Below are 13490 nucleotides of genomic sequence, written 5' to 3' on the forward strand. Positions count from 1 at the left end.
GTTTCCTCCCTTATATAATCTATAGTAAAGTATGACTTGTCATTTTGTCAAGGGTCACTTGTCTTGATAGGGGATGATTTTTGGATGATTTTAGGTGAACCAAAAATGTCTTGCACATCTTCACCCAGAATATTACATATATATCGAAGCAGTTGGAAGGAGACAGTCTTTGAGGCTTTATCTCCAAAAGGACGTTCTATCATAGCTATATATTGCTTTGTCACTGGATAGTTAAATTTTTGAGTGACTTCATCGGCTAATTGTTGCATGGAGACTTTGCCACGCATTTCTCTTAAGCGTTCTCCATAAGCTGCATTCCAATTAATGCTGGCAATAACGTCTAATTCTACCATAATGAGTTCTTGGCAAGTCTCACTTGACTTTATCATAATATAACTGTTATATTCTCACTAGTTTGGGTTAAAGCAAAAAGCGATCGCCAACCGTCAAGCACGCGATCGCCTTAACTACACCATTACAAAAGGGATAGTTATGTCTAACTTCTTGAATTTTAACGGGTCAAACAACAGTACTCCTTTTGACGGTATTCGTCATGTTGCTAACCAAGGAGAAGAATATTGGCTAACAAGAGAGTTAATGTAACTACTGGGCTACTGGGCTATAAAAAGTGGGAACGTTTTGCAGATGCTATCGACCGGGCTGTTAAAACACGAGAAGCAGAAACCCGTCCGCCTGATCAACCCAAAGCAGCCATCATAGCCTATGAAGCTGCACAGTTAGCCTTACTATTGGGCGAATTTGCAGGATTAGAGAAGTCCCTCACCGCGCAGTTAGCCGTTAACGCTACCACCAGAGTTAATCCCTTGCTCAAGTCGGCTGCTGATGAACTCAAGACTGCGATCGCTTCCATGAAACTGCATCAAAGACAATCGCCTGAGCCATCCCAACACTTTTAAATAGCTTTTAAAGCTGTAGTCCCTATTCCACATAGCTTAGAGCTTTTTTTAGTGCCGTTCATATCTGAGAGCAAAAATACTGTCACTGCCGATATCAGTGCTTGGTTTGAATGGGCGCGAAGGCAGAGAATCGTGCTGGCGATGTCTGGTGGGGTTGTGTATACGCCGGATGGAAAGGCGGTGGAATTGCAAAAGATTATGAGGCAGTTTCCGGTACAGGAGTAAGAGTAAAAGTGTAGTTCTGCCCGTTCTAAATCTTGAAAAGTCAAGTGCAGTGAGGAATATTTAGACAAAAGTGTTTTTAGAATGGCTAAAAAAGCTCAAATTTGCTCATGACCTTTAGAAATACTTTACTATTGGGAATTCTAAATAAAAGGACTATGAATAAAAAAGAATATGGTTACATCTATAGAAAACAGGATTTCAGAATGGAAATTTATTGAAACAGAACCTTTGGGGATAAACGGAGAAGCTGGAGAACAATTCGTTTGGCAAAAGGTTCGTGAGAATTTCACAGATGGAGAAGGCATTGCATTTTGGAGCTATCGCACTTTCTCTCACCAACAACAAATCAGGCGAGAAGCAGACATTTTGATTGTTAGCAAGGATTTAGGACTTATTATTATTGAAGTTAAATCTTTCACAATTGTCAAAATTGATGAGGTTGAAGCTACTAGATGGAAGATGGTTCCTGGATTCTACAAAGATTACATTTACCCTTACCACCAGGCAGAAAAGCAACTTTATGCTTTATTAGAGAACTGCAATAAAGAATCGATGCTTACAAATAAGGTACGTGGAAGAGTCTTAGTTGCTCTACCGATGATTACCAAAAATGAATGGAATAAGAAAGGATTTGATGAATCACATCATACTTGTCCGCCAATTCTTTTTAAAGAAGATTTAGAGAAACACAATTTAGTCAAACACATCCAAAATAATGCCACCATAATTCAATCAGGTTCTCCAACTTTAAATGACCAACAGTGGAAACAATTGCTGAAAGTGATTGGCACTCCTAAGAAATCAATAGAGAATGGAAATAACAAGCATTTAAATATTATCTCACAATCTCCTCGCGCTCAAGTTATTACTAAACTACAGGATTGGATTAGTGATATAGATTGGCAGCAACTGGAAATAGGAATGCAATCTCCTCCAGGCCCGCAGAGAATTCGTGGCATGGCTGGTTCCGGTAAAACTATCTTACTTTGCCAAAAAGCAGCCCGGATGCACTGGCGAAATCCAGATATGGATATTGCGCTAGTATTCTTTACCCGTAGCCTTTACAGCTTAATACTTGAGTTAATAGATCAATGGTTGCGTTACTTTAGCGGTGGAGAATTTTGTTACAATTCCCAAAATTCTAAACTGCGAGTTTTACATGCTTGGGGATCGGTAAATCAACCAGGACTTTACAGCACTATTTGTAGGAAATTTGGTGTTCAGCCTTTAAATGCTAACCATTTTCCAAACCAATTACCTAACGAAGCACTGGCTTTAGCTTGTAAGAATTTACTTCAAACTAAAAGCATTACTCCGATATTTGATGCCATCTTAATTGATGAAGGGCAAGACTTGATTGTTGATGATAAGCTTAAATTTGAAGATAAACAGCCATTCTATTGGATGACTTACCAAGCCTTACGACCTGTTGACTCTAACCTGCCCGAACAAAGACGGTTAATTTGGGCTTATGATGAAGCGCAAAGCCTTAATAGTTTAGTAATTCCAACTTCCAAAGAAGTGTTGGGAACAGAATTAAGTCAGTTAATTGGGGGTAAAGGCGGCGCATTCTATGAAGGTCGTATCAGAAAGGCACATATTATTCGCCGTTCTTATCGATGCCCTGGTTCTATTCTTATGGCTGCTCACGCAATTGGAATGGGCTTGCTACGACCAAAAGGATTATTAACTGGATTCACGAATCAAAAAGATTGGTTGAGAATCGGGTACGAGGTTACAGGAGATTTTAGAAGACTAGGCTCAATAATTACGTTACATAGGCCAGTTGAAAATTCGCCGAATCCAGTACATACGCTTTGGGATGGAGAAGTATTAGAGTTTAATACTTACAATTCTCGTCACACTGAACTAGAACAGTTAGTAGCAAGAATTAAAAACAATATATTTGATGAAAAGTTGAAACCTAGCCAGAATATTTTAGTGATTGTTCTGGGAGATATTCAACTACAAGATAAAACTGCAACTTATTTAAAAAATTGCGGAATTGATTTTTATCTTCCTACAGCACCAAAGAATAATACCTTTTTAAAGAATAGTGCTAGTTTCCCTAATAAATTTTGGAATGAAGGCGGTATTACAGTATCTCGCATTCATCGAGCCAAAGGGCATGAGGCAAACATAGTCTATATCTTGGGATTAGACAATATAGCAAGGAATGAAAGTAGTATTGCACTTCGGAACCAGCTATTTGTAGCTTTAACTAGAACACGAGGCTGGGCTTATCTTAGTGGAATTGGCAACTACGCCATGTATGACGAGATCCGTGAAGTAATTGAAAGTAAAAATACAATTAACTTTACTTTTCAACGACCCAAATTAGACGTTAGCGAACAAGGTTAAAAAGCTTAAATTTCGTAAAACTTGTACAAGTTTAAGATGTGATATATATTGCATTTGGGAATACTAACTAGTAAATACTTGATAATTTAAAAATTATATGGTTGATTTGTTTAAAATAATACTAGAGATGTCTCTGTTTTCTCAGAATAGTACTGAAGGGTTAGTTTTAATACCAGATTCTGAGTTGGACACTCAACCACAAAATCAGACTACGGGAAGTTATTTTATTGCAAAAAATATCTTTCCTGAAAAATGTAAAGTGCAAATCCTTCCAAATGGAGAAGGTTTTCTCAACGCACTTATAAGTATTTTATCTCAGGCTTGTCCTTCTCATTTATTCATCATACCTCCATTTGGCTTACACCGTTATTTATCAGAAGATATTCGCACAGAGTTTCCCAGGCTAAATCTTGAAGAAATTGCCCTGAAATTAGCTATAGAAAATCTTCCATCTGGTTCATTAGTCGGCGCACTTCTACCACTTGCTTTCTTTGCCAATCAGAGGGGAGGAAATTTCAGAGAAAACTTATTTAGCCAAAACTCCCCCCGTTTTTTTATAACACATGACCATTCCTGTCAACTACTAAGTTTTAATATTGATAATTTTTTCAGAATGTCTACTTTAATATTAGAGATAGGGCAACAAAAACAAATTCCTCTAAAATTTTTTAAATATTCTGAAGTTAGTGACGAAAATCAAAAATCAGAAATTATCTCTGACTTTCAACGGCTGTGTCAGCAAGAAGGTGGAAAAACAAAAAATAGCTATGGTTATGTCTTAAGAGAAAATTTACCGCCTGGAGCTATATTACTACATAACAAATATCATCCTGAACTTCGTAAGCGTTTAGAAGATTTAGCTAAATTAGGTCGAGTTCGTCCTTTAGGTGAACTTTGTGACTTATTTAGGGGGCTAAACATTGTTAATGATGCTGCACAACTCCTTAAAGGAGATTCTAATTATGCAATACCAGTTATTGAAGGTAGAGATATTCTTCAAAATGGAAGCCTTGTTTATGATGAACCACGTTATAAAGCTAAAGTTCCACTAAAAATAGCTTTAGAAGCTGGTGATATTTGTCTCAGGCGTATTATAAATTTCGCAAGGTGTAATGAACCTTTACCAGTTGCTGAAATTATAGAAGAAATGTTACCTCTAACTGCTTCGCATACTGTTATTATTCTTAGACCGAAATTATTTGTTACAACTGAAGAGCGAGAGTTATTATTAGCTTACTTGCGTTCAGATTTAGCTATTGCGTGGTTAGATGCCCAAGGAATAGGATTTGATATAAAGCCCAATATTTTAAAAGAATTACCAATACCACTTCCTGACAAAGACTTAAGCATAGCTATTCAAAGTTTGAATGAAGCTGTTAAGCAATTTGAAAAATGGAAAACAGAGGCAGAACAAGCAAGAAACCAAATCTTCAAATTCGCATCGGCTCAAGATACACGATTACATTTATTAACTGTTGGAAGGCAAGCAAGACAACGAGAAGAAGCAGCCAAGCTAGTTGATGATCTCAAGCATCGTATCCGAACTCGATTTCCTCATCCAATTGCCTATCGTTGGAGAACAGTGGAATCTTCACATCCAAATCTTGAAGGATACATTCAAGTATTGGAATGTGCCGAAGTTGCTATTTGTTATCTAGCTCAAGTATGTATTCTCTTAGCTAAAAGTTTTAATGCAGAGATTAGATATATTCAAGAAATGGCTCAACGAATATCTGATTTAGAGCGAGGAACAAACTTAGGAGATTGGATTACAATTATTAAAGAAATTTGTAATTCTAAACAATTTCGCAAACTTCCTGGTCATATACCTTTTTATGAAGTTCTAAGTTTCTTAAATCAGCCTCATGTTAATGATACACTTAATCAGATAAATCGTTATCGCAACGATCAAGCTCATGGTCGAGGGCCTAAAACATCTTCAGTAATTGAAGAAACATATAAAAATTGTTTATCCTACGTTATAACCTTACTAGAAAACCTAGAATTTTTATCAGAATATCCTCTTCGCTACATAGAAACTACTAAGAGGGATTCTTTCAAAAAAATTACTATTTATTCTTATAGGGATCTGATGGGAGATCACCCCCTTGTTTCAGTTAATATGGCTGAAACAGATGAGCCTGAAATCGAAGCGCAAAGTTTATATTTAGTTGACAGAGATGGAAGATTGCATTTGTTGCGACCACTATTGAACCGCAGAGAGTATCCTAAATACGGAACTTGGGAAACTTTTTATTTAGATTCTTATAAAAAAAGTACTGATTGTAGTATCCTTAAGAGCTTAGAACATGGTCATACGCTTAATGATTCAACTATATCACCTTTATTTAGGCAGATTGGGATGCTAAAATTTAGCAAATAAAACTAAATTATGTTTATTTGTGAGTAGACTTAAAACATATATCATTTCGGAGAAAATGAAGCAATGTTTAGCTGGAGAGTAAGCTATTGTTTATTCATTTTGTTTATTATATTTTAGTGAATGTACTAAAATATAATAACTTTCTGTAGCTACTTTTAGTTATATTCAAATACTAAATCCTATATTTTTAATATAGAACATTTAGCTATTTATCTTTAAATTTTTCAACTAACCCAGTTCAGTTTCTCTAATAATTCTCAAAATTTCTGTACTGCTTCTTCAAGAGTACTAAAAGACACTCGATTTAGGCGATCGCTCCCCTACCGCCCACCACCACCCCTCACGCGACACCAACAGTTTCATTGAAAGACCGCAATATTAAAACAATCCATCAGCATCACCTGTTACGGATTTTAAGTTTTCCCGTAGCAGAGGCTTTTCTAACAACTTGCTGGTAAACCGAATCTTTGCACAAGGCTTAACACCAATACGGCTGGTATCAATCCAGTAGCCAATTTCAGGCGGACTAGTGATAATCTTGGGAGGTTCAATAATCTCTGCGATCGCCGTCGGCGGGCGGTTACGCTTGGTCAAAAGCAGAAATTTTATAAAAAATGACTGAATTAAGTAATCTTACTACTTACATTGTACTTAAGCTTACTTTAAAACAGAAAAGACTTGTGAGCATCAACTTGCTTGCTCAGAGGTATTAATTCAGTAATTACTACTATCTTTACTAATTAATCTGCTGCCAAATTTTCAAAATTAATATAGGCTAACAATGGCACAAACTATGAACCATTCACCTGGTTCAATAGTCACCTGTCGCAGTCGGCAATGGGTGATACTACCTTCAGAAAATCAAGATGTTATTCGTCTACGACCGCTTTCTGGCAATGAAGATGAAATAGCTGGAATTTATCAAAAGCTTTTAGAAGAAGAGCTAGAGAAGATTGAATCAGCTACATTTCCTCTACCTCAAGCTACTAGCGTACAAGACCATGCAGCCGCACTTTTGCTTATGGATGCTGCACGTCTTTTACTCCGTAGCGGTGCAGGGCCTTTTCGTTGTTTAGGACGATTGTCATTGCGTCCCCGTCCTTACCAGTTAGTTCCTTTATTGATGGCACTAAAGTTAGAGACGGTAAAACTGCTTGTAGCTGATGACGTGGGTATTGGTAAGACCATCGAAGCTGGGTTAATAGCTCGTGAATTGCTAGACCGAGGTGAAGTTAAGCGAATTGCAGTACTGTGTCCACCACACTTATGCGATCAGTGGCAGCAGGAATTAAGTGAAAAGTTTCATATTGATGCGGTGGTAGTACGTTCTGGCACAGCTTCCAAATTAGAGCGAAACATACCTAATAATGACAGTGTTTTTAGTTATTATCGTCACCTGATTGTTAGCTTGGACTATGCCAAGGCAGATCGTCGTCGCGCCAGCTTTATAACTCACTGCCCTGACTTAGTAATTGTGGATGAAGCACATACTTGCGCCCGTCCAAATAAAACTACTACATCCCAGCAACAGCGACACCATCTGATTACAGAAATTGCCCAAAAACAAGAACAGCATTTACTGTTACTTACAGCTACTCCTCACAGTGGGATTGAAGAATCTTTTCTCTCACTTTTAGGTTTGCTGAAGCCAGAGTTTGAGCATTTCAATCTCAATAGCTTAACTGACAAACAACGTGACCACTTAGCCAGTCATTTCGTTCAGCGCAGGCGAGCAGATGTCAAGCTTTGGCTAGGGAATGAAACTCCTTTTCCTGAACGAGAGTCAAGCGAGGAATCATATAAGTTATCGAAAGAGTACAAAGAATTATTTGATGAAGTCTATAATTTTGCCCGTGGCCTAGTGAAAACGACTACGGCGGACATGAGCCATGCTCAACGTCGGGGAAGATACTGGTCAGCTTTGGCTTTGATTCGCTGTGTTATGTCTTCGCCTGCTGCTGCGATCGCTACATTAAATCGCCAAGTTAGTAAATCAGGCGATCGCTTACTGGCTGATTTAGACGAGGATTTGATGAGTTCTTATGTTCATGATCCCACAGAGCAAGAACAAGCGGTTGATGCTTCGCCAACTTTGGTCATAGAACAGGGACAGCAGAGTTACAAAGACGCAGACAAACGTAAACTTAAAGCTTTTGTGCAAGCAGCAGAGAAGTTGCAAGGTGGCAAAGACCAAAAGCTGCAATCATGCATTGCTACGGTAGAATCTTTCCTCAAAGACGAGATGAACCCGATTGTCTGGTGTCGCTATATTGCTACAGCAAACTATGTAGCTGATGCTCTCAGGCAGAAATTAGAAAAGAAAGGTAGTCAGATCCGCGTAATTGCGATTACTGGAGAACTTTCTGAAGATGAGCGGGAAACTCGACTAGAAGAGTTAAAATCTTATCCCCAACGAGTGCTAGTTGCTACGGACTGTTTGAGTGAAGGGGTAAACCTGCAAACGCACTTCAGTGCAGTAATTCACTACGATTTACCCTGGAATCCTAATCGGTTAGAACAACGCGAAGGACGTATTGACCGCTACGGACAAACAGCAACTAAGGTGAAAACCTGCTTGCTTTATGGTCGAGATAATCCTGTTGATGGTGCAGTTCTGGATGTTCTGATTCGGAAAGCTGTGCAGATTCACAAGTCTTTAGGAATTACTGTTCCCGTACCAATGGAAAGCACAACTGTAGCAGAAGCAGTATTTAAATCCCTTTTTGAACGTACTACTGAGGTTATTCAATTATCGCTGTTTGATTTTCAAGAAGAATCTGCGGTTGATAAAGTTCATAAGAATTGGGACAAGGCAGTAGAACGTGAAAAAACCAATCGGACTCGCTTTGCTCAACGTGCCATTAAGCCTGAGCAAGTAGAACAGGAATTAATTGACTCTGACCAGATTTTAGGGAATGAACAGGATGTAGAGCGGTTTGTCTTGTCGGCCTGCGATCGCATATCTTGTTCTTTAATTAAGAAAAAGCAGGGAAGGTCACTGAGCGAAGCCGAAGTGTGGTTACTTTCCCAACCACCGGATTTTCTCAAGTCAACGTTAGGGGATAAGTCGCGTTTACTCTCTTTTACCACCCCAACACCAGAGGGCGTGGAATACGTAGGACGAAATCACCCTTTAGTAGAAGGCTTGGCACGGTACATCCTAGAAGATGCACTTTCCCATACAAATGAACCGATCGCAGCACGATGCGGCTTTACTACAACTAATGCGGTACAAAAGCGCACAACTTTTCTGCTGGTAAGGTTACGGCATTTGTTAGACAGTTCTAAACGTACTACAGAAACGCGAAATACCACATCTCTACTAGCGGAAGAATGCGCGGTTATTGGCTTTACAGGTTCGCCCTCTAGCCCTAGCTGGTTGACGCAGTTGGAAGCAACATCACTACTGCAACAAGCCAAGCCAGTCAGCGATGTTACTAAAGCTATGAAGCAGATAGAAATTGGTGAGTTACTCCAAAGGTTAGAAGAACTCCAGCCAGATTTGGAAAAGTTTGCCAGAGAAAGAGCAGAAGAACTTTTACAAAGCCATAGACGCGTCAGAACAATGACCCAAGAAGGTCGAATTCGCGTCACCCCCCAATTGCCGATGGATGTTCTCGGCATTTTCATCCTCCAACCCGGATGTAAGTAAAAGGCTGGTTGTTCTGCAACTGCGCTGCTGTCAGCCATTAATTTTTTATTTTTAATTCTCCAGATATGAAAACTACATTAACTGCGCTTCAAATCGAAGGAAATTTACTAGCTCCAGATATGACTGCCCAAATGCTAGAAGGCAAAATCAAAGGACAATTGCCAGAAGACTTTGGTTTTAATAAAACTGACAAGCTAGCAGATGAAATTGCTACTGCCTGGGGCGATGCTAAAGCATACTGGGCAGCATTTCAACGGGCATTGGCAAGGCTCGATGAGAATAACTCGGCTACTACAATTACCCGTGAACTTTGGACAGTGCCATTACTGCAAAGTTTAGGTTATGAACCTCTATATACCGCAACAGCCGAAGTCGTAGAGGACAAAACTTATGCGATTTCCCATCGTGCAGAAGCAGGAAAAAATAAGCCACCTATCCACATTATTGGTTGTCGGCTAGAAATCGATAAACGTCCTCCCAGTGGCACACCCAGGTTATCAGCACACGCACTGGTGCAGGAGTATCTTAACAAGACAGAGCATCTGTGGGCGATCGCAACCAATGGTTATCGCTGGCGGTTACTGCGTGACTCTTCGTTGATGACTCGGCTTACATATATCGAATTTGACTTAGAGCAGATTCTCAGTGGTGAGAACTTTGCTGAGTTTGGGCTATTTTATCGACTCTTTCACCGTTCCCGATTGCCTGAAGGTATGGATGATGCGGATAAGTGTTTGTTGGAATATTACCACCAAGAAGCGAGGCAACAGGGTGGACGAGTGCGCGATCGCTTACGGGATGGGGTAGAAAAAGCATTAGATTTGTTAGGAAATGGTTTTCTACAACATCCTGCAAATGAATATTTACGGCAGAAGTTTGCAAATGGCAGTTTGAAGGATATTGATTATTACCGTCAATTGTTGCGGTTGATTTATCGTTTACTGTTTTTGATGGTGGCAGAATCCCGCAATTTATTATTAATTGGGGATGATTTAGAGAAAGCACGAATCTACCGAGAATATTACAGTATTGAGCGATTACGAGAGTTAGCTGAACGTCCACATTGGCGACGAGAGGGTTTTCAAGATTTATGGCAGGGTTTATGGATAACTTTCTTACTATTTGATGAAAACTGGCGGGGAGAAGTTTTGGGTTTGTCTCCTCTCAATGGAGATTTATTTGGTTCTAAAACTCTCTCAGCTTTAGATGATTGTGCGATTGATAATTATGATTTACTTATAGCGATTCGCCAATTGTCGCTGTATCAAGATAACGTACAACTCCGGCGGGTGAATTATGAATACTTGGATGTGGAAGAATTCGGGAGTGTTTATGAAAGTTTGTTAGATTTTCATCCGCAAGTAATCCAACGTCAAGGAAGATATGAGTTTGCTTTAGTACCTGGTAGTGAAAGAAAAACTACTGGTTCTTACTATACTCCCCAGGAACTTGTACAACAGCTTATTAAAACTACACTTATACCAGTAATTGAAGAAAAATTGAATAGCTTTCATAGTTATGGTTTAGCATCAGAAAATATTGAGTTACTGAAGCGTAACAAAGAACAAGCATTGCTAAGTTTAAAAGTTTGTGATCCTGCCTGTGGTTTTGGAAATTTTCTTTTAGCAGCAGCAAGAAATATTGGTAAAGAGTTAGCCAAAATCCGTACTGGTGAAGCCGAACCCGGAAGTCAGCCTTTAAAGTCAGCAATTCGAGATATTATTCAAAATTGTATTTACGGTGTAGATTTAAATCCATTAGCAGTGGATTTATGCAAGGTAGTATTATGGATTGAAGGATTTCCTGGCAAGTTACCACTTAACTTTTTAGATCATAGAATTAAATGTGGTAACTCCTTAGTTGGGATTTTGGATCTGGATTATTTAGATGTGGGAATCCCTGACGGAGCATTTAAGCCTGTGATTGGAGATGATAAGAAAATTGCTAGCCAACGGAAGAAGATTAATCAAGAACATTGTAAACATATCAAACCTAAACAAAGGCAGTTAGAGTTAGCTTTACATGGGGAGATTCAGGAAGAAAGACACCAGTATGCGGAAGAATGGCGAAAGTTAGGGGAGTTTGGCGAAAAAACTACTGTTGATGTCAGAACCAAGCAAGCTAGATATTATAAAAATCTCAGTATCTCTCGTTGGCGATGGGATAGAGATGCATGTAATTTGTGGACAGCAGCCTTTTTTATGCCGTTTACGGAAAAAAATCTGCAAGTGTTACCGACGACTACAGTGTTAAGTCAGCTATTGCAGGGAAATAAAATTACTGAAGCAGTAGTAGAAGCTGCAAAGAAGTTAGCGCAAGAAAAGTACTTTTTCCACTGGTGTTTGGAGTTTCCCGAAGTTTTTCCCAAGGGAGGAGATAAAAAAGGATTTGATTGTGTTTTGAGTAACCCGCCTTGGGAACGAATTAAGCTACAAGAGAAAGAATTTTTTGCTTCTCAAAGTGCGGAAATTGCTAACGCGATAAATAAGGCAGCCAGGGAGAAATTGATTAAGGAATTACCTACGAAAAATCCTGAGTTAGCACAAGCCTTTGAAGATGCGAAACATGATGCTGAGGCGCAGAGTAAGTTTATTCGGGAGTCGGGTAGATTTCCTTTAACTGCGGTGGGTGATATCAATACTTATTCTATTTTTGCTGAGACTACGAGAAAGTTGATTTCATCTGATGGAAGAGTTGGGGTAATTGTTCCTACCGGAATTGCAACTGATGACACTTGTAAAAAGTTTTTTGGAGATTTGACGCAGAAAGAAGCTTTAGCAAGTCTGTATGATTTTGAAAATAGAGAAGCAATATTTGCTGATGTACACCGAAGTTATAAATTTTCTCTATTGGCTATGAGCGGTAAACCAATTAAACGTGGTAATTTTACCTTCTTTTTAACTCAACCTCGACAATTAGACAATCAAACGCGTCTATTCCAGCTTTCACCTCAAGATATTGCATTAATTAATCCTAATACACTAACTTGTCCAGTTTTTAGGACTAGCCAAGATGCTGAATTAACTAAAAAAATTTATCAGCGTCTGCCTGTTTTAGAGAATGAAAAAACAGGTATAAATCCTTGGGGTATTTCGTTTATGACAATGTTTCATATGTCAAATGATAGTGGTTTATTTAAAAATGAGGCGGGTAATGATTTAGTTCCACTTTACGAAGCGAAGATGTTTCATCAGTTTACTCACCGTTGGGCCACTTATACAGATAATGGCGATACTCGTGATTTGACAGATTTAGAAAAATCTGAATTATCTTTTTCAATTCAACCTCACTACTGGGTAAGTCGTACTGAGGTTAAAAAACGGTTAGATAACAAGTGGAATAAGAATTGGATCATTGTTCAAAGAGCGATTGCAGACCTCAATAATGAAAAAAGATTTATATGTTCTATAGTTCCTATAAGCGGTATAGGAAACTCAGCCTTGATTCATAACATATCTAAAGATATAGCTAAAATTAGTGTTTATTTAGCTAACTTAAATACTTGTATTGTCGATTATCTAATAAGAGTTAAAGCGCAAAATCCAAACTTAAATCAGTTTATACTTAAACAACTCCCCATCCTCCCCCCAGAATTATACACCCCAGAAGATATCAAATTTATTAGCGATCGCGTACTCGAATTAGTCTACACCGCCTGGGATATACAACCCTTCGCTAAAGATATGGGATACGACGGCGAACCCTTCATTTGGAATCCTAACAGACGTGCATTATTAAGAGCAGAATTAGACGCATATTATGCCAAACTCTACGGACTCACCCGTGATGAACTGCGATATATTCTCGACCCTGCTGATATCTACGGCGCAGACTTTCCCAGCGAAACATTCCGCGTTTTGAAGAATAATGAAATTAAGCAGTTTGGTGAATATCGCACACAAAGGTTAGTTTTAGAGGCATGGGATAGGATGTTTGAATAATTTATGGTTTT

General features: G+C 38.8%; 8 protein-coding genes. 6 read left to right on the forward strand and 2 right to left on the reverse strand.

The genetic code is table 11. The annotated features are described in order from the left end of the window. Positions 1–47 precede the first annotated feature (47 nt). Positions 48–353, reverse strand: a complete 306-nt coding sequence (locus ABF638_RS12855; protein ID WP_435023076.1) for a helix-turn-helix transcriptional regulator — start codon at positions 351–353, stop codon at positions 48–50. Between the two features lie 225 nt (positions 354–578). On the opposite strand from ABF638_RS12855, the gene ABF638_RS12860 reads away from it, so the two are divergent. From ABF638_RS12860 to ABF638_RS12875, 4 genes are all read left to right on the forward strand, one after another. Beyond that, entirely contained in the window at positions 579–917 is a 339-nt protein-coding gene (locus ABF638_RS12860; protein ID WP_435023077.1) for a hypothetical protein, read from the forward strand. Positions 918–1027: 110 nt separating this feature from the next. Further along, positions 1028–1156, forward strand: a complete 129-nt coding sequence (locus ABF638_RS12865) for a hypothetical protein (RefSeq protein WP_435023078.1) — start codon at positions 1028–1030, stop codon at positions 1154–1156. 157 nt (positions 1157–1313) lie between these two features. Next, positions 1314–3503, forward strand: coding sequence for an NERD domain-containing protein (locus ABF638_RS12870; RefSeq protein ID WP_435023079.1), 2190 nt, complete (start codon positions 1314–1316; stop codon positions 3501–3503). A 97-nt stretch (positions 3504–3600) separates the two neighbouring features. Continuing rightward, the gene (locus ABF638_RS12875) at positions 3601–5886 is read left to right on the forward strand and encodes a hypothetical protein (RefSeq protein ID WP_435023080.1); all 2286 of its coding nucleotides are present in this window, start codon (positions 3601–3603) and stop codon (positions 5884–5886) included. 378 nt (positions 5887–6264) lie between these two features. Here the strand turns inward: ABF638_RS12875 and ABF638_RS12880 are convergent, their stop codons facing one another. Then, positions 6265–6480, reverse strand: coding sequence for a hypothetical protein (locus ABF638_RS12880; RefSeq protein WP_435023081.1), 216 nt, complete (start codon positions 6478–6480; stop codon positions 6265–6267). Positions 6481–6667: 187 nt separating this feature from the next. Between ABF638_RS12880 and ABF638_RS12885 the strand changes: the two genes are divergently transcribed. Both ABF638_RS12885 and ABF638_RS12890 read left to right on the forward strand, forming a co-directional pair. After that, positions 6668–9538 (forward strand): helicase-related protein, encoded by a 2871-nt coding sequence (locus tag ABF638_RS12885; RefSeq protein WP_435023082.1) that lies wholly within the window; start codon positions 6668–6670, stop codon positions 9536–9538. Between the two features lie 65 nt (positions 9539–9603). Next, entirely contained in the window at positions 9604–13479 is a 3876-nt protein-coding gene (locus ABF638_RS12890) for an Eco57I restriction-modification methylase domain-containing protein (protein WP_435023083.1), read from the forward strand. Positions 13480–13490 lie beyond the last annotated feature (11 nt).

The organism is Nostoc sp. CALU 1950 (genome assembly GCF_051172895.1).
Classification (GTDB): Bacteria; Cyanobacteriota; Cyanobacteriia; order Cyanobacteriales; family Nostocaceae; genus Nostoc; species Nostoc edaphicum_A.

Bases quoted from the DNA above. Each gene is read 5' to 3' on its own strand.
- ABF638_RS12870 (WP_435023079.1), top strand. From the start codon at position 1,314: ATGGTTACATCTATAGAAAACAGGATTTCAGAATGGAAATTTATTGAA.
- ABF638_RS12855 (WP_435023076.1), bottom strand. From the start codon at position 353: ATGGTAGAATTAGACGTTATTGCCAGCATTAATTGGAATGCAGCTTAT.
- ABF638_RS12890 (WP_435023083.1), top strand. From the start codon at position 9,604: ATGAAAACTACATTAACTGCGCTTCAAATCGAAGGAAATTTACTAGCT.
- ABF638_RS12875 (WP_435023080.1), top strand. From the start codon at position 3,601: ATGGTTGATTTGTTTAAAATAATACTAGAGATGTCTCTGTTTTCTCAG.
- ABF638_RS12865 (WP_435023078.1), top strand. From the start codon at position 1,028: ATGGGCGCGAAGGCAGAGAATCGTGCTGGCGATGTCTGGTGGGGTTGT.
- ABF638_RS12885 (WP_435023082.1), top strand. From the start codon at position 6,668: ATGGCACAAACTATGAACCATTCACCTGGTTCAATAGTCACCTGTCGC.